A 22334-nucleotide genomic window follows, 5' to 3' on the forward strand; every position below is an offset into this window, starting at 1 on the left:
ATCGCAGTGCGGCGCACGGAGACAACTGAATGAACGGCATCGAATTCCGCAACGTCACCAAGCGCTACGGCACCGACAAGAACGGGCCCCTGGCGGTCAAGGGCATCAGCTTCGAGGTGCCGGTGGGCACGCTCACCACCATCCTCGGGCCTTCGGGCTGCGGCAAGACGACCACGCTGCGCATGATCGCGGGGCTCGAATCGCCGACCTCGGGCTCGATCCTGATGGGCGGGCGCGACGTCACCACGCTGGGCCCGGCCGAGCGCAATGTGAGCATGATGTTCCAGAGCTACGCGCTGTTCCCGCACATGAACGTGATCGAAAACGTGGGCTACGGCCTGCGCATGAGCGGCGTGAAGAAGGACGAAGCCACCTCGCGGGCGCGCGAGGCGCTCAAGGGCGTGGGACTGGTCGGCTTCGACGAGCGCCTGCCGAGCGAGCTTTCGGGTGGCCAGCAGCAGCGTGTGGCACTGGCGCGCGCGCTGGTGCTGGAGCCCGCGGTGCTGCTGTTCGACGAGCCGCTGTCCAACCTCGACGCCCGCCTGCGGCGCGAAATGCGCGAGGAAATCCGCGCGCTGCAGCAACGGCTGAAACTCACGGTGGCCTACGTCACGCACGACCAGAGCGAGGCCCTGGCCGTGAGCGACCAGATCATCGTCATGGACCACGGCGTGATCGCCCAGCGCGGCACGCCCGAGCAACTCTACGGCCGGCCCGAGAGCGAATTTGTCGCCGGCTTCATGGGCGAGGCGATGGTTTTTCCGGCCATGGCGCAAGCCGACGGCAGCGTCATCTTCGGCCCGCTGCGCCTGCAGCCGCGCCATGCGGTGGCACCCGGCGCCGTGAAGGTCGCGGTGCGCCCCGAAGCCTGGAACATCGGTGCCGCCGAGGCCGCCCAGGGGCTACCTGCCACATTGCGAAAGGCGGCCTACCTCGGTAGTTTCTACGAATACGGCTTCGACACCCCGATCGGTCCCGTCTTCGTGGTTTCGACCGATCTTTCGCGTCCCCTGGCCGCGGGCGCGCAGGCCACGCTGTCGCTGGCGGCGCACGGCGTGAGCGTGGTGCCCGGCGCATGAAACAATGGCGCCATGAACGTGGTTTTCGATCTTGGCGCCGTGCTCCTGGCATGGGAGCCCACCCGGCTGGTGCAGGTCCATCTTCCCGAACACGCCCCGACTGAGCTTGCCGCAGCGGCGCTGGGCCGGGCGCTTTTTCACCATGACGACTGGATGTGCTTCGACTGCGGCACGCGCTCGCTCGAAGATGCGATTGCGCGCATGGCCCAGCGGCTCTCGCTTCCGCCCGCGCGGCTCGACGAAATGCTCGGCAACCTGGGCGAGCGCCTCGAGGCTATTCCCGTCACGGTCGACCTGCTCGAAAGCCTGTTCGCGCGCCGCGATGCCGGCGAGGCGCTGCGCCTTTATTACCTCTCGAACATGCCTTCGCCGTATGCACGCGCCCTTGAGCACCGCCACGGCTTCCTGCGGCGTTTCGATGGCGGCGTCTTCTCGGGCGACGTGAAGTTCATCAAACCGAATCGCGAAATCTACGAACTTCTGGCGGTGCGCCATGCGCTCGACCCGCAGCAGACGGTGTTCATCGACGATTCGGCCGCCAACGTGGAGGCCGCGCGCGCCTTCGGCTGGCATGCCATCCATTGCACTCACCCCGCCGCACTGGCGGCGCAGCTGGCGCGCTACCTACCGGCTGTTTCGTCTATCGGCCGGTGAGCACCACCTTGGATGTGTCGAACCCGAGGCTGGCGGCGTAGTCCAGCTCGGCCTGCAACGCGTCGTCTTCCAGGCGCGGCGCACGTGACAGAACCCACAGGTACTCGCGGTCTGGCGTACCGACCAGTGCCACCTGGTAGTCGCGGTCGAGCTTCAGGATCCAATAGTCGCCCCACACCATCGGCAGCCAGCTAAGCCATGAGGGCGCAAAGCAAACCTCGAGCCGGCCCGCGCCGGGCTGTCCCGCGACCGGCACCACGCGCGCCGTGCCCACAGCTTCGTCGAAGTTGCCATCGGGACGCACGCAGCGGTTGCGCACCTGCACCGTGCCGTCGGGCTGGGGGAGGTACTCGGCGGTGACAGGGCCGTCGCACTGCTTCTGGAAACGGTTCGGCAAGCGAGCCTGCTCGTGCCAGGTGCCGGCATAGCGCTGGATGTCGACGGGCGCCACCACCTGCAGCGGCGCGCGCATCAGCGGCGCGCCATCGGCCGGGCCGGCCAGCTGCGCGCGCGCAGTGCGCCCCGCGCCCATGGCGATCCAGGTTGCCACGCCGCCGACGACGAAGGCGGTGGCCAGCGTGCCGATGGCGGCGCTGGTGCGGCGGTCGTCAAAAGGCGCGCGGTTTACTGCAGCGGCGGGCGCTGCGGTGCGACGTCGGCAAGGCATGGAAGGGCACTCCTGTGGTCGAAAGCATCAAGGCGGGAAGCCGCAGGCTAGCCCGCCAACGGGAATGCCGCCGTCAGCGGTGGACCACAGCACTTGTAGGGCGGCGAGGCGGCGTACGACGCTGCCGCTTACAGGCCGACGCAGTGGGGGCGAAAACCCGTGCTACGGTGCGCATGAAAACATCGGCCTCAGCGCAACTGCGTGCAGGACTTGTCATCACCCGCACAGGATAATCTTCGACATGAATCAACTCGATGCTCTCCGCCAATGGACCACCGTGGTCGCCGATACCGGCGACTTCAAGCAACTCGCCATTTCCAAGCCGCAGGACGCGACCACCAACCCGTCGCTCATCCTGAAGGCGGTGCAGAAGCCCGAATACCGGCCGCTGCTGGACGAAGCCGTCAAGAACCATGCGGGCAAACCGCTGGACGAGGTCATCGACCGCCTGCTGGTGCGCTTTGGCGCTGAGATTCTCTCGATCATTCCGGGCCGCGTGTCGACCGAGGTCGACGCCCGCCTCTCGTTCGACACTGCCGCCACCATTGCGCGCGGCGAGCGCATCGTGGCGCTCTACAAGGCTGAAGGCATTGACACGAGCAAGCGCCTGCTGATCAAGGTGGCCTCCACTTGGGAAGGCATCCAGGCGGCACGTGCCCTGGAGCAGAAGGGCATCCGCACCAATTTGACGCTGCTGTTCTCGTTCGCGCAGGCGGTTGCCTGTGCCGACGCAGGCGTGCAGCTCATTTCGCCCTTCGTGGGCCGCATCTACGACTGGTACAAGAAGTCAGCTGGCGCCAAGTGGGACGAGGCCGCCAGCGCGGGCGCAAACGATCCGGGCGTCAAGTCGGTGCGCGAAATCTTCAACTACTACAAACAGCACGGCATCAAGACCGAGGTGATGGGCGCGAGCTTCCGCAATGTGGGACAGATCCAGGCCCTGGCCGGCTGCGACCTGCTGACCATCAGCCCTGAACTCCTGGCCGAACTGGCCGCGAACGACGCGCCGCTCGAGCACGCGCTCGACGCGAAGAAGGCCGCCGCAACCGCGACCATGGAGAAGCTGAGCTACGACGAGGCGGGCTTCCGCTTTGCGCTCAACGAAGACGCCATGGCCACCGAGAAGCTGGCCGAAGGCATCCGCGCCTTTGCGGCCGACGCCGTGAAGCTCGAAAAACTCATGCAGGAAAGCGGCAAGTAAACATGGCCATGACCCTTCGCTGCGACCGCGCGCCCGCCTGGGCGCAACTGCAGAGTTACTTCGAAACTGCAGGCCGGCAGTTCGACGTTCGCCATGCCTTCGTCGACGACGCGGGGCGCTTCGAGCGCTTCAGCCAGGAGGCTCCGCATGTCTTTGCTGACCTGTCGAAGAACCTGATCGATGCGCGCACCGAAGAACTGCTGCTGGAGCTGGCGACCGAGTGCGGGCTCGAAGCGCACCGCGACGCCATGTTTGCCGGCGAGCACATCAACAACACCGAAGACCGCGCCGTGCTGCACACGCTGCTGCGCGCGCCGGCCGGCGCCGCAGTGGGCAACACCGCGGCCGAACTGCGCGAAGTGCACGCCACGCTCGACGCAATGCTGGCCTACGCCGAGACGGTGCGCAGCGACCACACCATCACCGACGTGGTCAACATCGGCATCGGTGGCTCGGACCTCGGCCCGCAGATGGCCGTGCTAGCGCTGGCCGAGTTCGCGGCGCCGGGCAAGCGCTTTCACTTCGTCTCGAACGTCGATGGCCATGAGCTGGCCGGCGTGCTGCGCGACCTGGCGCCCGAGCACACGTTGTTTCTGATCGCGTCCAAGACCTTCACCACCGCCGAGACCATGACCAATGCGCTCTCGGCCAGGCGCTGGTACGAGCAGTCGGGCGGCACCGACATTGCCGGCCACTTCGCAGCGCTCACCACCAACGTCGAGGCCGCGAAGCAATTCGGCATCGACACCACCTTCGGCTTCTGGGACTGGGTGGGCGGGCGCTATTCGCTCTGGTCGGCCATCGGCCTGCCGATTGCGCTGGCCATCGGAGCCGATGGGTTCCGCCGGTTGCTGGCGGGTGCGCACGCCATGGACGAGCACTTCCGCACCGCGCCGCTGGCGCAGAACCTTCCCGTGCGGCTCGGCCTGCTCGACGTCTGGTACCGCAATTTCCACGGCTTCACGAGCCGCGGCATCGCGCCGTACCACAGCGCCTTGAAGCGCCTGCCGGCTTATATGCAGCAGCTCGAGATGGAGAGCAACGGCAAGCAGGTCGATGCCAGCGGCGCGCCGTTGCCCGCCGGCCTGGGCACCTCGCCCGTGCTTTGGGGCGAGCCCGGCACCAACGGCCAGCACGCCTACTTCCAGATGCTGCACCAGGGCACCGACGTGATTCCGCTCGAATTCGTGGCGGTGCGCGATGCGGCCCACGACCTGGACGGCCATCACCCCAAGCTGCTGGCCAATGCGCTCGCGCAGGCGCAGGCGCTGATGGTCGGCAAGCTCGATGCCGGCGGCCACAAGAATTTTCCGGGCAACCGGCCGAGCACTTTCTTCGTGTTCGATACGCTCACCCCCGAATCGCTCGGAGCCTTTCTGGCGCTGTACGAGCACCGCGTGTTCACCAGCGGGGCGCTGTGGGGCATCAACAGCTTCGACCAGTGGGGCGTGGAGCTGGGCAAGGTGCTCGCCAAGGACATCGAGCCGCGGTTGGCGTCCGGCGATGTCACGGGGCTCGACGCCTCGACGGCGGGGCTGTTGAAACGGCTGGGCCCCCGGGCCTGATTTGCCGAAGGGCGAGGCAATAGGCCGTTGGTTTGAGAACCAATGGCCGAATTTGCAGTTGAAAGACCCGTCGATATGATCGGCTCGGGGAAGTTTCCCTGGGAACAATCAAGAGGAGTCGATCAATGGACTTTCAAACAGCGGTCAAGACCTGCTTCAGCAAATATGCCGATTTCAGCGGGCGTGCATCGCGCTCGGAGTACTGGTGGTTCGTGCTGGCGGAGGTCGTCGTGCTCATCGTGGCGAGCCTGATCCATGAGTACGTGTACCTCATTGCGGCGCTGGGCTTTTTGGTGCCCGCCCTGGCCGTGGGCGCACGCCGCCTGCATGACATCGGCAAGAGCGGCTGGCTCCAGCTGCTGATGATCATTCCAATCGTCAACCTCGTGCTGATCTACTTCTACGTGCAGCCCTCGCAACCGGAGAGCAACCCGCACGGAGTGCCTGCCACCTGAACTTGCCCGGGCGCCTGCTGCGCCAGAGAACAATCACCCAAGGGCCGCGCATGCGGCCCTTTTGCATGACGCCTTACATGCTGTATTGCGTGAACTAGGGAATATCCTAGCCAATTGGTGCATGAAAGTACCATTGCGACCTGACGCAGTACCAAAGCCGCAAGCGTGTTTCTCCAGAATCCAGGCCACGGCGACCCGACACAGGGCGTCGCTCACCTCTAGGAGACAACATGAAGCGTTTTCTGAAAGCGGGCCTCGTCCTCGCACTCGCCGGCACGGGGCTCCTGTCCCAGGCCGCCACCGAACTCGTGATTGCGACCGTCAACAACGGCCACATGATCGAGATGCAGAAGCTCACCCCTTTCTTCGAAAAAGCCAACCCCGACATCAAGCTCAAGTGGGTCACGCTGGAAGAAGGCACGCTGCGCCAGCGAGTGACGACCGACATCGCCACCAAGGGCGGCCAGTTCGACGTGATGACCATCGGACTGTACGAGGCGCCGATCTGGTCCAAGAAGGGCTGGCTCCAGCCCATTGCCACCGACGCCGCCTACGACGCCGACGACCTGCTGCCCGCCATCCGCGCCGGCTTGTCGTATGAAGGCAAGCTCTACGCCGCGCCGTTCTACGGCGAGAGCTCGATGCTCATGTACCGCAAGGACTTGGCCGACAAGGTCGGCTTCCAGATGCCCGAGCAGCCCACCTGGGCGCAGGTGAAAGAGCTGGCCGGCAAGATCCACGACCCGAAGGCCGGCGTGTACGGCATGTGCCTGCGCGGCAAGCCGGGCTGGGGCGACAACATGGCGTTCCTGACCACGCTGGTGAACACTAACGGCGGACAGTGGTTCGACATGCAGTGGAAGCCGCAGATCGACACCAAGCCCTGGAAGGACGCGATCAATTTCTACGTCGACCTGATGAAGTCCTATGGCCCACCCGGTGCCTCGGCCAACAGCTTCAACGAGAACCTCGCACTTTTCAACGAGGGCAAGTGCGGCATGTGGGTGGATGCCACCATCGCCGCCTCGTTCATCAGCGACCCGAAGCAGTCGAAGGTGGCTGACAAGGTGGCTTTTGCCCAGGCCCCCGTGGCTGTGACCCCCAAGGGCGCCAACTGGCTGTGGACCTGGAACCTCGCCATTCCGGCCAGCTCGACCAAGGGCGCGGCCGCGCAGACGTTCGTGAAGTGGGCAACCTCCAAGGAGTACGTCAACCTGGTCGCCAAGGAGCATGGCTGGGCCACGGTGCCCACCGGCACGCGCAAGTCGACCTACGCGAACCCCGAGTTCCAGAAGCTCGCCAAGTTCGCCGCGGCAGAGAAGAAGGCCATCGACACCGCCAACCTCAGCGACAGCACCTTGCCCAAGTCGCCGTACGTCGGTGTGCAGTACGCGGCCATTCCCGAGTTCCAGGCCATCGGCGTGGCGGTGGGGCAGCAGATGAGCGCGGCGCTGTCGGGCAAGGTCACGGTCGACCAGGCGTTGAAGACCTCGCAGACGGCGGCTGAGCGCGAGATGAAGAAGGCTGGGTACTACAAGTAGCAAGCCGTCTTTCCCCTCTCCCCTCGGGGAGAGGGCAGGGTGAGGGGGCGGCGTGCCCATGAGCACCGTCGCACGCCCTCACCCCAACCCTCTCCCGCAAGCGGGAGAGGGGGCAACAGCCTGAGAGGAACAAAAGATGAACCGACTCCTGCCCCGGGCCCTGATGGCGCCCGCCGTGCTCACGCTCCTGATGTGGATGATCGTGCCGCTCGCGATGACGTTGTACTTCTCGTTCGTGAACTACAACCTCATGCAACCCGGCGAGCGCACGTTCGCGGGCATCGAGAACTTTCATTACTTCGTCACCGATCCGGACTTCTGGCCCGCGACCTGGAACACGCTGATGCTGATCGGCAGCGTGATCGTCATCACGGTGGTGTTCGGCGTGCTGCTCGCCCTCTTGGTGAATGAACCCTTTCCAGGCCGCGGCATCGTGCGGGTGCTGCTCATCTCGCCGTTCTTCGTCATGCCCGCGGTCAACGCACTGCTGTGGAAGCACATGATGATGAACCCCATCTACGGCATCCTGGCCGACGTGTGGCGCTTCTTCGGCGCGCAGCCTGTCGACTGGCTGACCGACGTGCCGCTGTTCTCGGTGATCGTCATGGTGGCCTGGCAGTGGCTGCCGTTTGCGTGCCTGATCTTCATCACTTCGCTGCAGTCGCTCGACCGCGAGCAGATGGAAGCCGCGCGCATGGACGGCGCGAGCGCATTCCAGCGCTTCTTCTACCTGACCATTCCGCACCTCGGCCGGCCGATGGCAGTGGTGATCATGATCGAGATGATCTTTCTGCTCAGCGTGTTCGCCGAGATCGCCATCACCACCAATGGCGGCCCGGGCAACGAGAGCACCAACATGACCTACCTGATCTTCAAGCAGTCGCTGATGAATTTCGACGTGGGCGTGGCTTCGGCCGGTGCGCTGTTCGCGGTGGTACTGGCCAACATCGTGGCCGTGTTCCTGATCCGCATCATCGGCAAGAACCTGGATTAACGACCATGCAACCCAGCAATTTTCTCCCGCAACTGCTGCGCACCGCGGGCGCGTGGGCCGCAGCGCTGCTGCTGTTCTTCCCGCTCGGCTGGCTGTTCCTCACGGCCTTCAAGACAGAGCTGCAGGCCATCCACGTGCCGCCTCTCTTCATCTTTGAACCCACGCTCGACAACTTCAGCGAAGTGCAGCGCCGAAGCGACTACCTGCTGTATGCGCGCAATTCGCTCATCACCAGCCTGGGCTCGACCATCATCGGCCTCTTGATCGCGGCGCCCGCCGCGTACTCGATGGCGTTCTTTCGCACGAAGAAGACGCGCGACATCCTGATGTGGATGCTCTCCACCAAGATGATGCCGGCCGTCGGCGCGCTGGTACCGATCTATGTGCTCGCGCAAACCGCGGGCCTGCTCGACTCGCTCACCGCGCTGACCATCGTGTTCACGCTGTCGAACCTGCCGATCATGGTGTGGATGCTCTACAGCGCCTACAAGGACATTCCGAACGAGATCCTCGAGGCCGCGCGCATGGACGGTGCGACCCTGTGGACCGAGTTCCGCCACGTCGTGCTGCCGCTGTCGGTCGGCGGCCTCGCATCGACCGGACTGCTGTGCCTGGTGCTGAGCTGGAACGAGGCCTTCTGGGCGCTCAACCTCAGCTCGGCCAAGGCCGGCACGCTGGCCACGCTCATCGCCTCGTACTCCAGCCCCGAGGGCCTGTTCTGGGCCAAGCTGTCGGCCGCCTCGCTGATGGCCATTGCGCCCATCGTCGTGTTCGGCTGGTTCAGCCAGAAGCAACTGGTGCAAGGCCTGACCTTCGGCGCCGTCAAGTAAAGAAAGGGAGACATCTCATGGCCTACCTGCAACTCAACGACATCAAGAAGAGCTTCGGCGACGTCAACATCATCAAGGGCGTCGATCTCGAGATCCAGAAGGGCGAGTTCATCGTCTTCGTCGGTCCTTCGGGCTGCGGCAAGTCGACGCTGCTGCGCCTCATTGCGGGGCTCGAGCCCATCACCAGCGGCAACCTGCTGCTCGATGGCAAGGACATCACCTGGGCGCCCTCGGGCAAGCGCGACCTGGCGATGGTGTTCCAGAGTTACGCGCTCTATCCGCACATGAGCGTCTACGACAACATGTCCTTCGCGCTCAAGCTCGCGGGCGTTTCGAAGAGCGAGATCAAGACCAAGGTCGAGTACGCGGCCAAGACACTCAACCTCACGCAATACCTCGACCGCACACCCAAGGACTTGTCGGGCGGGCAGCGGCAGCGCGTTGCCATCGGCCGCGCCATCGTGCGCGCGCCCAAGGTGTTCCTGTTCGATGAGCCGCTGTCCAACCTCGATGCGGCGCTGCGCGGCAACACGCGCGTCGAGATCCACAAGCTGCACCGCTCGCTCGGCGCCACCACCATCTACGTGACGCACGACCAGGTCGAGGCCATGACGCTGGCCGACCGCGTGGTGGTGCTCAGGGACGGTCTCATCGAACAGGTCGGCACGCCGCTCGAACTCTATGACCATCCGGCCAATCAGTTCGTCGCGCAGTTCATCGGCATGCCGTCGATGAACATGGTGGCGGCGAGCGCGATCTCGAGTTTTTCCGCTGCCACTGGCGGGCGCCTGCCGAACGACGGTTTCCTGGGTGTGCGGCCCGAAGGCCTGCGCGTGCATCCGAAGCAGGACGCTGCTGCGGGTGTGCCGGGCCGTGTCGAACTGATCGAGGCGCTGGGCGCCGACACGCTGATTCACGTCGACGTGGGCGGCGTGCCGCTGATCGCGCGCCAGAACGAGCGCACGCCGCTCAATGCGGGCGATGACGTGGCAGTCGAACTCGATCCCTCGGTGCTGCATCTGTTCAACCGCGAAGGCCGCGCGGTCTCGGCTTGATTCTTCTTTTTCTTACGGACATTTCCCGTGACCCTTGCAGCAGCGCCCGTTGATGGGCCAACTCCGCCATCTCCTTCCGAGTTCACGGTGCTACACCTTGGACTCGGCTCGTTCCACCGGGCCCACCAAGCCGTCTACCTTCAGCGGTTGATCGACGCGGGCGATATCCGCTGGTCGCTTTCGGGCGCCAACATCCGGCCCGATATGGCCGACGTGGTTGCCGCCTTGCAGGCGCAGGGCGGCCGCTACACGCTCGAAACTGTGTCGCCCGCAGGCGAGTACCGCTACGAGCAGATCGAAGCCATTCGCGAAGTGCTGCCATGGGAGCCCTCGCTGGCCGCAGTGATCGCGCGCGGCGCCGCGCCCTCCACGCGCATCGTGTCGTTCACCGTGACCGAGGCGGGCTATTACCTCGACACCAAGGGCAATCTGGACATGTCTTTCGGCGATCTTGCGGCCGACATAGAGCGAGCCCGCCGAACCGAGGCTGGCGGCGAGGGCGTGACCATCTACGGCGCCGTCTGCGCGATCCTGCGCGCTCGCAAGGCCGCTGAGGCCGGCCGGGTCACGCTCCTCAACTGCGACAACCTGCGCCACAACGGCGACCGTTTTCGTGCCGGCTTGCTCGAGTTCATCGAGCGTGCCGGCGATGCCGACTTGCTCGCATGGGTGCAAGCGAATACCGCCTGCCCCAACGCGATGGTGGACCGCATCACGCCGCGCCCGCCGCCCGAATTGCGCGCGCGCGTGAAGGCCGCCACCGGGCGCGACGATGCGGCCGCGATCACCGGCGAGAGCTTCATCCAGTGGGTGATCGAAGACAACTTCGTAGCGGGTCGTCCCGACTGGGGCCGCGTGGGCGTGGAACTGGTGGAGTCGGTGCAGCCTTACGAGGAAGCCAAGATCCGCATCCTCAATGCCACGCACAGCTGCATCGCCTGGGCCGGCACTCTGATCGGGTTGAACTTCATCCACGAGGGCACGCACCACGCGGCGATCCGAAAGATGGCCTACGACTACGTGACTGACGACGTGATCCCGTGCCTCAGCCCAAGCCCGATCGACCTCGCGGCCTATCGCGACGTGGTGCTCGACCGCTTCGGCAACCCCGCGATCCGCGACACCAACCAGCGCGTGGCGGCCGATGGTTTCTCGAAGATCCCGGGCTTCATCGCGCCCACGGTGCGCGAGCGGCTCGCCGCCGGGCAGCCGATCGACAGCGTCGCAATGTTGCCCGCGCTGTTCCTTGCCTTCCTGCAACTCTGGCATCGCGGGGCATTGCCCTATGCCTACCAGGACCAGGGCATGGACGAGGCCGTGGCGCACGCCATCTGCGATGCCGCCGATCCGGTGCTCGCGCTGTGTTCGGACGCCGGACTTTGGGGCCCCGTCGTGGGCGACGTGCGGCTGATCGACGCCGTGCGCGGTGCGAGCGGGCGTGTGGAAAATTTTGTGAATCCAGGAGCAACGATATGAGCGAACGTCTGAAGAACCGCCATGTGCTGCTGACCGGCGCCGGTGGCGGCATCGGTCTGGCCGTGGCCGAGGCCTGCATTGCCGAGGGCGCGCGCTGCAGCGTGGTCGACCGCGCGGTGGCGGCACCCGAGGCGGTGCGGGCGCTGCAGCAGCAACACCCCGACAAGCTCGCCTACATCGCGGCCGACGTGACCGACACGCAGGCCATCGCGCACATGCTGGCCGAGGCGCAGGTCGCCTTCGGGCCCATCCACACGCTGTTCAACAATGCCGCGGTGTTCGACCTTGCGCCGCTGCTCGACAGCGATGAGGCTTCCTTCGACAGGCTCTTTGCCGTCAACGTGAAGGGCATGTTCTTCGTGATGCAGGCCGTGCTGCGCCACATGGTCGAGGCCGGCACGCAGGGCGCCTCGGTCATCAACATGGCCTCGCAGGCCGGGCGGCGCGGCGAGGCGCTGGTGTCGCACTACTGCGCCACCAAGGCGGCGGTCATCAGCTACACCCAGAGTGCCGCGCTGGCCATGGCGCCGCACGGCATTCGCGTCAACGGCATTGCACCGGGTGTAGTCGATACGCCGATGTGGGACCATGTCGACAGCCTGTTCGCCAAGGCCGAAGGGCTGCCGCCCGGTGAGAAGAAGCGGCGCGTCGGCCTCGAGGTGCCGCTCGGCCGCATGGGCGTGCCGGCGGACGTTGCGGGTGCTGCGGTGTTTCTAGCCAGCGACGAGGCGCGCTACATCACGGCGCAGACCTTGAATGTCGATGGCGGCAATGTGATGAGCTGAGATGAAGTTTGCTGTGCATGAGGTGCTGCGTTCAGGGCGCGCTCCCGCCGACGGGGTACCTTTCTCCGCGAATGTCCCCCGGCCTGCGGCCTCCTCCTTTATTTCGCTGCGCAAGGCACCCCGCCAGCGTGAGCGTTGGTCAGAGCGGTCGTTGATCAGCGGGACACCAGCAGCGTGCCCCAGTGCACAGGGCGCCGGGTGCTCCCCGCAGCGAAATAAAGGAGGAGCCGAAGGCGGGGGACATTCGCGGAGGGGAGTACCACCGCTGCTTTTGAAGCAACCAATTCATGAACCAAGACTTTCATCTGTACCTCGACAGCGCCGACCTGGCCGAGCTGAAGACGTGTCTCCCGCATCCGGTCGTGCACGGCGTGACGACCAATCCCACGCTGCTGCGGCGCGCCGGCATCGGCCGCAACGAATTGCCCGGCTTGCTGAAACGCTGCATAGAAATGGGCGCGCGGCAGGTACAGGCGCAGGTGTATTCGAGCGAGGTCGACGGCATGCTCGAAGACGCGCGCGCCTTGCTGTCTCACTTTGACCCGGGCCAGCTGGTCGTGAAGATTCCCGCCACGCGCCAAGGCATGGATGCCGGCGCCCGGCTCATCGCGCAGGGAGTGCCGGTGACGTGGACGGCCGTCTATGCGCCCGAACAAGCGCACTTCGCGTCGCAACTGGGCGCGGCGTATGCGGCGCCTTACCTGGGGCGCCTCGAAGATGCCGGCATCGACGGGCTGGCGCTGATCGCGCAGATGCAGAGGCTGGTCGCTAAGCGGCCCTCGTCCGGCACGCGCCTCCTGGTGGCGAGCATCCGCTCGCGCGAGGCGTATCTTTCGTTGCTGGAACTGGGCGTTGGGGCCATTACGATTCCGCCGCGCCTTTTTGCCGAACTGCTCGATCATCCTGCCACGCTTGACGCCGAGCGCGGCTTCCTGGCCGACGCGCACGCCTTGCCTTGAAAGAAGAGAATCCGAGAACCATGCGCATTGCACTCACGGGCGAAGCCCTGATCGATTTCACCGCCAGCGAGGCCGGCACGCTCGCGTTCCTGGGCCACGAGGGCGGCTCGCCGCTCAACACCGCCGTGGCCTGCGCGCGCCTGGGCGAACCCACCGGCTTTCTCACCCAGCTGTCGACCGACCTGTTCGGCGAACGCCTGTTGCGCTTTCTCGAGCGCAACGGCGTGGACACGAGCTTCATCCTGCGCAGCGATGCGCCGTCGACCCTTGCCTTTGTCGAGCGCACGCCGCAAACCAACCGCTATGCGTTCTACACGCGCGCCAGCGCCGACGCGACCTGGGCGCCCGAGCCGCTGCCGCAGCTCCCGGCGGACTGCCGCTTTCTGCACTTCGGTTCCATCTCGCTGCTGCAGGAGCCAGCGGCCTCGCGCATTGCCGACCTCGTCACGGCCAACGCGGGGCGGCGCGTGATCGTGTTCGACCCCAACGTGCGGCCCAGCCTGATTCCCGACATGGCGGAGTACCGCGTGCGCGTCATGGACTGGTTTGCAATGGCCGACCTCGTCAAGCTCAGCGACGAGGACGCCGAACTGCTGGCACCGGGCCAGCCGGTCGATGCGCTGGCGGCGGAGTGCCTGCGAGCCGGCGCGCATGCGGTGATCGTCACGCGGGGCGGCGCGGGCGCCACGCTCTGGCGCACGGGGCACGACCCGCTCACCGTGGCGGCGCCGCGCATCGAGGTGGTCGACACCATCGGCGCGGGCGACACTTTCACGGCGGGGCTATCGGTCGCGCTGCTTGCGCAGGGCGTTGAGCATCCGGCGCAACTCGGCCAACTGGCCGATGAAGCCTGGCGTCAGGTGATGCGCTTCGCGGCCACGGCCGCTGCCCTGAACTGCACCCGCGAAGGGGCCGATCCACCCACGCTCGAAGCGGTTCGCGCCGCGCTGGCGCAGCAAGACGATGGGCCCGCCCTATCCCAGTCCTGACCCCCGTGCTGCCATGACCACGATCACACGCAAGCGCTCGATTCCCCGTCAGCGCCAACCCGAACTGGAGCGCGACATTGCGCGCTCCCCATCGCTGGGCTACGAGGCACCCGAAACCGGCCTGGTGCGATGCCTTGCGCACGGCTTTCCGAGCCCGCTGGTGCGATGGCATTTCCATGAAGACTACGAACTGCACCTGATCACCGAGACCTCGGGCAAGGCCTTCATCGGTGACTGGATCGGGCCGTTCCAGCCCGGCCACCTGGTGCTCTGCGGGCCGCGGCTTCCGCACAACTGGATCTCTCTCGAAGTGCCCGAAGGCGGCGCTGCGGGGCGCGACCGGGTGATCCAGTTCCGCCACGAGCCCATCGAACGCGCGGCAGAGGAGATTCCCGAGTTGCGCGAGGTGATGCAGCTGTTCGAACGAGCGCGGCACGGCATCGAGTTCTTCGGCATGTCGCAGCAGGCGCTAACGCACTGGGACAACATCAAGGCCGCGCGCGGCATGCGCCGGCTCGGCCTGTTCTTCGAGTTCATGGCCGACCTGGCGCAATGCACCGACTACCGGCTGCTGTCGAGCGTGCAGATGCAGGGCGCGCAGGGCGCCGATGGCGATGCGCAGGTCGACCAGATCAACGGCATCGTCAATCGCATCACCGCGAACCTGGCGGAGTCCATTTCGATGTCCGACGTGGCGGCCGAGCTCGGCATGAGCGAGAGCCGCTTCAGCCGCTTCTTCCGGCGCTCCACCGGCAACAGCTTTACAGACTTCGTCAATCGCGTGCGCATCAACAGCGCCTGCCATCTGCTGATGCAGACCGACCACTACGTGACCGACATCTGCTATCAGGTCGGCTTCAACAACGTCGCCAACTTCAACCGGCGTTTCCTTGAAATCAAGGGCATGACCCCGAGCGAATTCCGGCGGCAGGCCGACACCCGATTCGGCTGAGGTCGAGACGCCCCGCTTTCAAGGCGCAATCAGGGAGCACCATCTTGTATCTGGGACTCGACCTCGGCACGTCCGAGCTCAAGGCGCTGCTGCTTGCCGACAATCACAGCATCGTCGGCGTGGCACGCGCACCGCTCACGGTCGATCGGCCGCAACCGCTCTGGTCGGAGCAATCGCCGAGCCAGTGGTGGCAGGCTCTCGAACGGGTCATGGCCGAACTGCGGCAGGCGCATGCCGAAGCGCTCTCTGCCGTGCGTGCCATCGGCCTCTCGGGCCAGATGCACGGCGCCACGCTGATCGATGCGGCGGACGAGGTGCTGCGTCCCGCCATCCTCTGGAACGACGGGCGCAGCGGCGCGCAGTGCGAGGCGCTCACCCGCGCCGTGCCGCGCCTGGGAGAGATCGCGGGCAACCTGGCGATGCCGGGGTTCACCGCGCCCAAGCTGCTGTGGGTGCGCGAACACGAGCCTGAAATCTTCAATCGCACGGCGCGCGTGCTGCTGCCGAAAGACTGGCTGCGCTTCATGCTCAGCGGCGAGGCCGTGAGCGAGATGTCCGACGCCGCCGGCACCCTGTGGCTCGACGTCGGTGCGCGAGACTGGTCCGACGAACTGCTTGCGGCCACGGGGCTCACGCGCGACCACATGCCGCGGCTGGTCGAGGGCAGCGAAGTGTCGGCGCAGCTCAAGCCCGAACATGCGGCGCGCTGGGGCGTCGGCAGCGGCTCTCCAGTGCGCATTGCCGGTGGCGCAGGCGACAACGCCGCGAGCGCCGTCGGCATGGGGCTGGTGGAGCCGGGGCAGGGCTTCGTCTCGCTTGGAACCTCGGGCGTGGTGTTCGTCTCGACCGACCGCTTTCTGCCGAACCCGGCGCAGGCCATGCATGCGTTCTGCCACGCGCTGCCCAAGCGCTGGCACCAGATGTCGGTGATGCTTTCGGCCGCAAGCGCAGTGAGCTGGGCCGCCAGGACATTCGGCTTTGCCGACGAGGCCGCGCTGCTCGAAGCGGCCGCGTCGGTCGAGCTGTCACGACGCCAACGGTGCCCGTTGTTCCTGCCGTACCTGTCGGGCGAGCGCTCGCCGCACAACAACCCCCATGCGCAGGGCGCGCTGTTCGGATTGACGCATGCGCATGGACCGGCGGAGATCGCCTATGCCGTGGTCGAAGGCGTGAGCTTCGGGCTGCGCGACGGATTCGACACCCTGCGCTTGCCTGCCGACATGCCGCTGCGCGAAGTCGCGCTGGTCGGCGGCGGTGCACGCAGCGTGTGGTGGGGCCAGTTGCTGGCCGACATCTTCCAGGTGCCGCTCACGCTGTACGCGGGCAGCGAAACGGGCGGCGCGCTTGGCGCGGCGCGCCTTGCCTGGCTGGCCGATGGCGGCACCGTTGCCGAGGTGTGCACGCTGCCGCCAGTGAGGCAGCAGCTCGTGCCGTCGGCGGTTGATGTGGATTTGCACAGCTCGCGGCATGCGCGATTCCAGGAGCTGTACGTCGCGCTGCAAAGCCAATTCCAGTAATACGACGGGCAATAAAAAAGGGCCGCTTTCGCGGCCCTTCTTGTTGGTGAGCAGTGCTCAGCCGGGCATTACATGCCCATGCCGCCCATGCCGCCCATGCCACCCATGTCGGGCATGCCGCCGCCGGCACCGGCTTCGTCCTTCGGTGCGTCAGCGACCATGGCTTCGGTCGTCAGCAGCAGCGAGGAGACCGATGCTGCGTTTTGCAGCGCGGTGCGGGTGACCTTCGTCGGGTCCAGGATGCCCAGCTCGAGCATGTCGCCGTACGTGTCGTTGGCAGCGTTGAAGCCGTAGTTGCCCTTGCCTGCGAGCACAGCGTTCACAACCACCGAGGCTTCGCCGCCGGCGTTGTTCACGATTTCGCGCAGGGGTGCTTCGATGGCCTTGAGCACCAGCTTGATGCCGGCGTCCTGGTCGGCGTTTTCGCCCTTGATCGAGTCGCCCACGGCTTGCTTGGCACGCAGCAGAGCCACGCCGCCGCCAGCCACAACGCCTTCTTCCACTGCAGCGCGGGTGGCGTGCAGGGCGTCTTCGACGCGAGCCTTCTTTTCCTTCATTTCGACTTCGGTGGCAGCGCCAACCTTGATCACTGCAACGCCGCCGGCCAGCTTGGCCACGCGCTCTTGCAGCTTTTCACGGTCGTAGTCGCTCGTGGCTTCTTCGATCTGCACGCGCACTTGCTTCACGCGGGCTTCGATGTCGGCAGCAGCGCCCGAACCGTCGATGATGATGGTGTTTTCCTTGCCCACTTCGATGCGCTTGGCTTGGCCGAGGTCAGCCAGCGTCACCTTTTCGAGCGTCAGGCCCACTTCTTCAGCGATGACCTTGCCGCCCGTCAGGATGGCGATGTCTTCGAGCATGGCCTTGCGGCGGTCGCCGAAGCCAGGAGCCTTGACAGCCACGACCTTCAGGATGCCGCGGATCGTGTTCACGACCAAGGTAGCCAGGGCTTCGCCTTCGACTTCTTCGGCAATGATCAGCAGGGGACGGCCAGCCTTGGCGACTTGTTCCAGCGTGGGAAGCAGGTCACGGATGTTGCTGATCTTCTTGTCGAACAGCAGCACGAAGGGGTTGTCGAGCAACGCCGATTGCTTCTCGGGGTTGTTGATGAAGTAGGGCGACAGGTAGCCGCGGTCGAACTGCATGCCTTCGACGACGTCGAGTTCGCTGTCCAGCGACTTGCCGTCTTCGACGGTGATCACGCCTTCCTTGCCGACCTTGTCCATCGCGTCAGCGATGAGCTTGCCGATGGTTTCGTCGCTGTTGGCCGAGATCGAGCCGACTTGAGCGATTTCCTTCGAGGTGGTGGTGGGCTTGGAAGCCTTCTTCAGCTCGGCGACCAGGGCCGTGACAGCCTTGTCGATGCCGCGCTTCAGGTCCATCGGGTTCATGCCGGCAGCCACCAGCTTGAAACCTTCGCGAACGATGGCTTGTGCCAGCACGGTCGCGGTGGTGGTGCCGTCACCGGCGTTGTCCGAAGTCTTGGAAGCCACTTCCTTCACGAGCTGGGCGCCCATGTTCTGGAGCTTGTCCTTGAGTTCGATTTCCTTGGCGACCGACACACCGTCCTTGGTGACGGTGGGGGCGCCGAACGAGCGCTCGAGCACCACGTTGCGGCCCTTGGGGCCCAGGGTCACTTTGACTGCGTTGGCCAGGATGTTGACACCCTCGACCATGCGTGCGCGGGCTTCACCGCCGAAGACTACGTCTTTTGCTGCCATGTTTTATTTCTCCGAATGGGGATGGATGGATTACTTCTCGACGACCGCGAACAGGTCGTCTTCCTTCATGACCAGCAGTTCGTCGCCATCGACCTTGACGGTCTGGCCGCTGTACTTGCCGAACAGGACGCGGTCGCCGACCTTGACGGTCAGTGCGGTCAGGTCGCCCTTGTCGGTGCGCTTGCCCGGGCCCACGGCCAGGACTTCACCCTGATCGGGCTTTTCGGCGGCTGCGTCGGGGATGACGATGCCAGAGGCGGTCTTGGTTTCGCTGTCAACACGCTTGACGATCACGCGATCGGCCAAAGGACGAAGTTTCATTGCATCTCCTGAATAAGAAACGGGGTTGTGGTCGGGTGCCGGGCGGGGGAGACCGGCAGCCCATCGACTGGTCGAGGGCTTGTTAGCACTCATCTACAGCGAGTGCTAATCATAAGGGCAATCGGCAGACTTTCAAGGCCGGGAGGCCGGCCAGCAGTTGCGGAACGACACTGGTCATTCAACTCTGCGCCACTCGACATGCAACTCTTCAAGGTTCTGGCTAGGAGCCCGGCAGCCGACCCTTGTCTGGTTTGATCTCGACGAGAGGCGGTTCTCAGCTAAGCTAAAACTGCACGATCGTTCGCTTTTCATTGAGGCAATGTAGAGGTCTCTCCAGAGTTCCGCGTTTCGTGGTGACTACTCCATATCGCCGATTTCGAGGTCTTGCTGTTCGGATTGAGCCCCGATCGACACTTCTCTACTGGATGCAGCCGTCGAGCACGTTGCTACTGGTCCCATCTAGGGCTGCTGCCTGTGACGATCGCCTTGCCCTCTCTTTATCAATTGCTGCGCGTTTTTGCTCAAGTCGTCGATCGCGTTCTTCCCTCTCAATTGCTTCGATCTCAAGCGCTTTGGACATTGCGCGGTCCATGGCGCCTCCCAATTTTTGCACTAGGGCCGCGATCCAACCAGTACCGAGAGCCACGAGGCCGGCGATCGGCTCAAATGCCGCCTTTTCGGTTGCGATCCACGCTCCAAGAAGAGAAACCGTTGCAAGGGATCCAACCACTAGTGCAGCGACGGCGGTGCCGCGCACACCTGTTCGCGCATAGCCGCCTTCCAGTCGTCGGCTTCGGTCTTCAAGTATCGCAACTCGGCGACGGTCTCTCCACATCGGCGCCATCAAACCTGAGCTTGCACGGCTATAGACGATGAAATCGCGCAGCATTGACCGAATCACCGCATCGCTTAAATCGGCAGGTCCCGCTAAGGCTCGCCATATCACTTTCGGCTTGGATAGGCGCAGGTTGAACGACTCGAAGGGAAAGAAGAGCACGATCACTCCGCCGCGTGAATCTTGCGACACGACGAGCGAGGCACCCACTTCTTTGTCGTGCTCCACGATGCCTTGTAAGTCATGCACGCCGTAGAACAGACTCACTCCCCTTGCGCTGTGCGCGCGGTGCACGTATAGCTGCTCCCATGGCATCGTCGCGGCCGCTTCTATGGCCGCACACCTAAAGCGTTCCTCCAGTTTGTCAGCGACGATTGCCCAGCTTACTCGTCGATAAAACCGCCAATTCCAAGCCCAATCGGTTGCCAACACTTGTCGACGCAGCACGCGTTCGATCCCGCGGACTTGGGACCGCTCGTAAGCCGCATGTTGTGGATGACTTCCCTGCTGTTGTTGCATAGTCTGTCGCGTTTGCGCATTATTGTAAAAAACGGCATAATTGTGTTTTCTGGCGCCGCCGGATGTCACACTAGGATCACGCATGAATGCCCCAAACGACGCCCCTGGGGGGGGCCACCTTAACCTTCCCGCTTCCGCGAAAGCACTCTTCACTTTGCGGACCTTCTTAAATCTTTCTACAACAGCGGCAGCGCGTACGCTTGCTCTCGCATCACGTCGGTCATGGGAACGGTGGGAGGCCGGGGCGCCCGTTCCCCCTGCCACCATCGCTTTGATTCAGGAGAAACTTCGAGGTGAATACGCCCCCACGATGCGTGACTTGGTAGTTGTGGTGGCACTCGATGAAGGCGGGCTCCCAAGAGCGGTGGATACGGTGGCGGCTGACACCTTTGTGGATCTGACAGACATCGGCGATGGGACGGCTGTCATTCGGAGCTTGGCGGTCGAGCCGGTAACCCTCGTTCCGTATGTCCGAGTGACAACTTTTCCGATAGCAGAGAACGCGCATGTCTGTGACAAGGCTAGGCAGTGGAAGTCTCTTTCGGAGAGACTCAACTAGGGGTGAAGCTTCAAGCGCCCGATGAGTGAGCCAAGCTGATCAACGCCGACCTCAGCGCCCCAAGGGGGATCCGGCGAGTCGCTAATGGTTTCTCATTTCTTGCCGCCGCGCGAAGCTAGCGCGACCCCGAACGTGAGGCGACCGTCGTAGGTCCATCGTCTTGTTTTCACGGCGGTGATCCTTCCTGCGTCGGCGTGCCGCGGATTGATGAGCACATTTGTCTCTTCGGGCACGATCGCTGAGGGCACTTCGAAAAGCGCGGTGCGATTGCTTCGCAACCATCCATCGCCAATGTCCAGTGACACTTTTCCCGCTGGGAGGACGTCCCAGCCGACTGCGAGCAGGTTGACATCGCCGTTCGTGCGCATAAACCAGACGTCATCTGGAATGTCGATTCGTACAAGCAAGCGGTTTAATGGGAGTGCCCCGGCATTGAGGTGGACCACCGTCTCGAGCGCAGCCAACGCGATGTTGGTCGCGCTATAGACCATTGGCATGCCCGGTCGGTTCCAGCGCCCGCCCGTGATTTCAGCGCCTTTGCCACCTAGGCCCTCGGCCGTGTAGTCCGGTGTCTCCGATGCGATCCGCCAGACACTGACCGTCATACGTACGCGCCACTTTGCAGTCGCCCGAGCAACTGTGACACCATAGCTTGGCCTTCTGCCGTATCCATCAAGTCTCCCGGCCGACGCCCATTCAAGGCGGGCAGCGGTTGATCCAACCATTGGGCGACCCATGTCGCCGCATCAAAATCCTCTGGTGCGCCCGACTCTTCCACCATGGCCTGCGCTTGGCCAATGAGCTTGCTCACGCCCATGACCCGAGAGGATTCCTCGCTCGACAACGCTGTCTGCTGGCTGCTCTTCCGCTGTATCGTTGCCCTAGCTAAGCCTAGCGTGCCGATCAGCTTCTCCTTTGGCATCTGCATCGAGGCGGCGAGGACGTCGACCATGCGTGCATTCACCCCTCTTTTGACGATGTTGACTTGCTCTAGAGGATCGGCCTCGTAAAACTTGCGGAAGTCGACGATGACGAAACTATTCCCGCCAAAGTCCAAAATCTCAACACCGCGGCGGTGGCCGCTGACCTGCCGCGCGCCGAGCGCTTTGGTCCCAATGCGTTTCCCAGTGGTGAACGCGTGATGTAGCCACTCGAAATCGTCGTTTGGTTTCTCGAGCGGGAACGAGCCCGGCAACTCTTTCGTGGCTTCCGTGCTGGACATGGTGGCTCCTTTGAGCTGACATTTTGCCTCGTTCGAGGCGAGCGAGTCGTTCGAGGGTAAGGCACTGATGAATTCCTGCTCGCGATGGCGTCAAATCATCGCGATCAAGTTCAATCAGCTGAGCCCATATCCTCTTTGCCACGTCGAAGCGACAGAACTCAACTTATTTAGCGCGTAAACGTCTGCCTCGGTAGAACTCGTATTGATCCGCTTTTTTCATGTGACTTGACCCAGCTGATGCATGCCACGTCATTGCACACAGGGGCCGCGGAAACGGGGCAAGGGTGGATAAAAATTCTTTCCTTATTTGGCTCAAATTTGGATGAAAAACACGTCCCATGTTGATTGCCACCGAAAATTGACCCGGCTAACGCACTAATTTCCGTCTAAGACTGACCCACGTAAAACTCTACCCTGCTCATTTTTAAGGCAGGGGAT

At 64.2% G+C, this 22334-nt stretch carries 21 protein-coding genes; 15 read left to right on the forward strand and 6 right to left on the reverse strand.

Features of this window, described 5'->3' with window-relative positions; translation table 11 throughout:
• Positions 1-29: 29 nt before the first annotated feature.
• Both ASC78_RS13820 and ASC78_RS13825 read left to right on the forward strand, forming a co-directional pair.
• The gene (locus ASC78_RS13820; protein WP_055802257.1) at positions 30-1079 is read left to right on the forward strand and encodes an ABC transporter ATP-binding protein; all 1050 of its coding nucleotides are present in this window, start codon (positions 30-32) and stop codon (positions 1077-1079) included.
• Positions 1080-1091: 12 nt separating this feature from the next.
• The gene (locus tag ASC78_RS13825) at positions 1092-1733 is read left to right on the forward strand and encodes an HAD family hydrolase (RefSeq protein WP_055802259.1); all 642 of its coding nucleotides are present in this window, start codon (positions 1092-1094) and stop codon (positions 1731-1733) included.
• Here ASC78_RS13825 and ASC78_RS13830 read toward each other — a convergent pair.
• Positions 1720-2400 carry a lipocalin family protein gene (locus tag ASC78_RS13830; protein ID WP_055802262.1) on the reverse strand — a complete coding sequence of 227 codons (681 nt, stop codon included), beginning with the start codon at positions 2398-2400 and terminating at the stop codon, positions 1720-1722. The two genes, ASC78_RS13825 and ASC78_RS13830, sit on opposite strands and share 14 nt — an antisense overlap.
• A gap of 241 nt (positions 2401-2641) precedes the next feature.
• Between ASC78_RS13830 and tal the strand changes: the two genes are divergently transcribed.
• The 13 genes from tal to xylB all read left to right on the forward strand — a co-directional run bounded on the left by tal (position 2642) and on the right by xylB (position 16719).
• On the forward strand, positions 2642-3601 hold the full coding sequence (gene tal, locus ASC78_RS13835; protein WP_055802265.1) for a transaldolase: 960 nt from the start codon (positions 2642-2644) through the stop codon (positions 3599-3601).
• Between the two features lie 2 nt (positions 3602-3603).
• On the forward strand, positions 3604-5166 hold the full coding sequence (pgi, locus tag ASC78_RS13840; protein ID WP_055802267.1) for a glucose-6-phosphate isomerase: 1563 nt from the start codon (positions 3604-3606) through the stop codon (positions 5164-5166).
• Between the two features lie 125 nt (positions 5167-5291).
• Positions 5292-5621 (forward strand): DUF805 domain-containing protein, encoded by a 330-nt coding sequence (locus ASC78_RS13845; protein WP_055802270.1) that lies wholly within the window; start codon positions 5292-5294, stop codon positions 5619-5621.
• A gap of 230 nt (positions 5622-5851) precedes the next feature.
• Positions 5852-7162 carry an ABC transporter substrate-binding protein gene (locus ASC78_RS13850; RefSeq protein WP_055802271.1) on the forward strand — a complete coding sequence of 437 codons (1311 nt, stop codon included), beginning with the start codon at positions 5852-5854 and terminating at the stop codon, positions 7160-7162.
• Positions 7163-7298: 136 nt separating this feature from the next.
• Complete coding sequence (locus tag ASC78_RS13855) at positions 7299-8156, forward strand: carbohydrate ABC transporter permease (RefSeq protein WP_055802273.1); 858 nt, start codon at positions 7299-7301, stop codon at positions 8154-8156.
• 5 nt (positions 8157-8161) lie between these two features.
• Positions 8162-8986: a carbohydrate ABC transporter permease gene (locus tag ASC78_RS13860; protein WP_055802275.1), complete on the forward strand. Its 825-nt coding sequence runs from the start codon at positions 8162-8164 to the stop codon at positions 8984-8986.
• Positions 8987-9003: 17 nt separating this feature from the next.
• Complete coding sequence (locus ASC78_RS13865; protein WP_055802277.1) at positions 9004-10041, forward strand: ABC transporter ATP-binding protein; 1038 nt, start codon at positions 9004-9006, stop codon at positions 10039-10041.
• An 87-nt stretch (positions 10042-10128) separates the two neighbouring features.
• Complete coding sequence (gene dalD / locus ASC78_RS13870; RefSeq protein ID WP_055802279.1) at positions 10129-11517, forward strand: D-arabinitol 4-dehydrogenase; 1389 nt, start codon at positions 10129-10131, stop codon at positions 11515-11517.
• Positions 11514-12302, forward strand: coding sequence for an L-iditol 2-dehydrogenase (locus ASC78_RS13875; RefSeq protein ID WP_055802281.1), 789 nt, complete (start codon positions 11514-11516; stop codon positions 12300-12302). Before dalD ends, ASC78_RS13875 begins: the two co-directional genes overlap by 4 nt.
• 287 nt (positions 12303-12589) lie before the next feature.
• Entirely contained in the window at positions 12590-13261 is a 672-nt protein-coding gene (locus tag ASC78_RS13880; protein WP_055802283.1) for a transaldolase family protein, read from the forward strand.
• A 20-nt stretch (positions 13262-13281) separates the two neighbouring features.
• Entirely contained in the window at positions 13282-14250 is a 969-nt protein-coding gene (locus ASC78_RS13885) for a carbohydrate kinase family protein (protein ID WP_055802285.1), read from the forward strand.
• A gap of 13 nt (positions 14251-14263) precedes the next feature.
• Complete coding sequence (locus tag ASC78_RS13890) at positions 14264-15202, forward strand: AraC family transcriptional regulator (protein WP_200934312.1); 939 nt, start codon at positions 14264-14266, stop codon at positions 15200-15202.
• A gap of 44 nt (positions 15203-15246) precedes the next feature.
• A complete protein-coding gene (xylB, locus tag ASC78_RS13895) occupies positions 15247-16719 on the forward strand; it encodes a xylulokinase (protein ID WP_055802289.1) in 1473 nt (490 codons plus the stop codon).
• Between the two features lie 68 nt (positions 16720-16787).
• On the opposite strand, the gene groL is transcribed toward xylB, so the two are convergent.
• From groL to parS, 5 genes are all read right to left on the reverse strand, one after another.
• Positions 16788-18440 (reverse strand): chaperonin GroEL, encoded by a 1653-nt coding sequence (gene groL, locus ASC78_RS13900; protein ID WP_055802291.1) that lies wholly within the window; start codon positions 18438-18440, stop codon positions 16788-16790.
• Positions 18441-18470: 30 nt separating this feature from the next.
• On the reverse strand, positions 18471-18761 hold the full coding sequence (locus tag ASC78_RS13905; RefSeq protein ID WP_018907465.1) for a co-chaperone GroES: 291 nt from the start codon (positions 18759-18761) through the stop codon (positions 18471-18473).
• Between the two features lie 418 nt (positions 18762-19179).
• The gene (locus ASC78_RS27450) at positions 19180-20115 is read right to left on the reverse strand and encodes a hypothetical protein (protein WP_157634451.1); all 936 of its coding nucleotides are present in this window, start codon (positions 20113-20115) and stop codon (positions 19180-19182) included.
• 651 nt (positions 20116-20766) lie between these two features.
• On the reverse strand, positions 20767-21279 hold the full coding sequence (locus ASC78_RS13915; RefSeq protein WP_055802296.1) for an RES family NAD+ phosphorylase: 513 nt from the start codon (positions 21277-21279) through the stop codon (positions 20767-20769).
• On the reverse strand, positions 21276-21896 hold the full coding sequence (parS, locus tag ASC78_RS27055) for a type II RES/Xre toxin-antitoxin system antitoxin (RefSeq protein WP_082517527.1): 621 nt from the start codon (positions 21894-21896) through the stop codon (positions 21276-21278). Before parS ends, ASC78_RS13915 begins: the two co-directional genes overlap by 4 nt.
• Positions 21897-22334: the final 438 nt, after the last annotated feature.

The sequence above is a fragment of the Variovorax sp. Root318D1 genome (genome assembly GCF_001424835.1).
Taxonomy (GTDB): domain Bacteria; phylum Pseudomonadota; class Gammaproteobacteria; order Burkholderiales; family Burkholderiaceae_C; genus Variovorax.

Bases quoted from the DNA above. Each gene is read 5' to 3' on its own strand.
- ASC78_RS13830 (WP_055802262.1), bottom strand. From the start codon at position 2,400: ATGCCTTGCCGACGTCGCACCGCAGCGCCCGCCGCTGCAGTAAACCGC.
- ASC78_RS13850 (WP_055802271.1), top strand. From the start codon at position 5,852: ATGAAGCGTTTTCTGAAAGCGGGCCTCGTCCTCGCACTCGCCGGCACG.
- ASC78_RS13880 (WP_055802283.1), top strand. From the start codon at position 12,590: ATGAACCAAGACTTTCATCTGTACCTCGACAGCGCCGACCTGGCCGAG.
- ASC78_RS13865 (WP_055802277.1), top strand. From the start codon at position 9,004: ATGGCCTACCTGCAACTCAACGACATCAAGAAGAGCTTCGGCGACGTC.
- parS (WP_082517527.1), bottom strand. From the start codon at position 21,896: ATGTCCAGCACGGAAGCCACGAAAGAGTTGCCGGGCTCGTTCCCGCTC.
- ASC78_RS13915 (WP_055802296.1), bottom strand. From the start codon at position 21,279: ATGACGGTCAGTGTCTGGCGGATCGCATCGGAGACACCGGACTACACG.
- ASC78_RS13860 (WP_055802275.1), top strand. From the start codon at position 8,162: ATGCAACCCAGCAATTTTCTCCCGCAACTGCTGCGCACCGCGGGCGCG.
- ASC78_RS13855 (WP_055802273.1), top strand. From the start codon at position 7,299: ATGAACCGACTCCTGCCCCGGGCCCTGATGGCGCCCGCCGTGCTCACG.
- ASC78_RS13845 (WP_055802270.1), top strand. From the start codon at position 5,292: ATGGACTTTCAAACAGCGGTCAAGACCTGCTTCAGCAAATATGCCGAT.
- ASC78_RS13820 (WP_055802257.1), top strand. From the start codon at position 30: ATGAACGGCATCGAATTCCGCAACGTCACCAAGCGCTACGGCACCGAC.
- ASC78_RS13905 (WP_018907465.1), bottom strand. From the start codon at position 18,761: ATGAAACTTCGTCCTTTGGCCGATCGCGTGATCGTCAAGCGTGTTGAC.
- ASC78_RS13875 (WP_055802281.1), top strand. From the start codon at position 11,514: ATGAGCGAACGTCTGAAGAACCGCCATGTGCTGCTGACCGGCGCCGGT.
- tal (WP_055802265.1), top strand. From the start codon at position 2,642: ATGAATCAACTCGATGCTCTCCGCCAATGGACCACCGTGGTCGCCGAT.
- ASC78_RS13890 (WP_200934312.1), top strand. From the start codon at position 14,264: ATGACCACGATCACACGCAAGCGCTCGATTCCCCGTCAGCGCCAACCC.
- groL (WP_055802291.1), bottom strand. From the start codon at position 18,440: ATGGCAGCAAAAGACGTAGTCTTCGGCGGTGAAGCCCGCGCACGCATG.
- ASC78_RS13825 (WP_055802259.1), top strand. From the start codon at position 1,092: ATGAACGTGGTTTTCGATCTTGGCGCCGTGCTCCTGGCATGGGAGCCC.
- ASC78_RS27450 (WP_157634451.1), bottom strand. From the start codon at position 20,115: ATGCAACAACAGCAGGGAAGTCATCCACAACATGCGGCTTACGAGCGG.
- ASC78_RS13885 (WP_055802285.1), top strand. From the start codon at position 13,282: ATGCGCATTGCACTCACGGGCGAAGCCCTGATCGATTTCACCGCCAGC.
- pgi (WP_055802267.1), top strand. From the start codon at position 3,604: ATGGCCATGACCCTTCGCTGCGACCGCGCGCCCGCCTGGGCGCAACTG.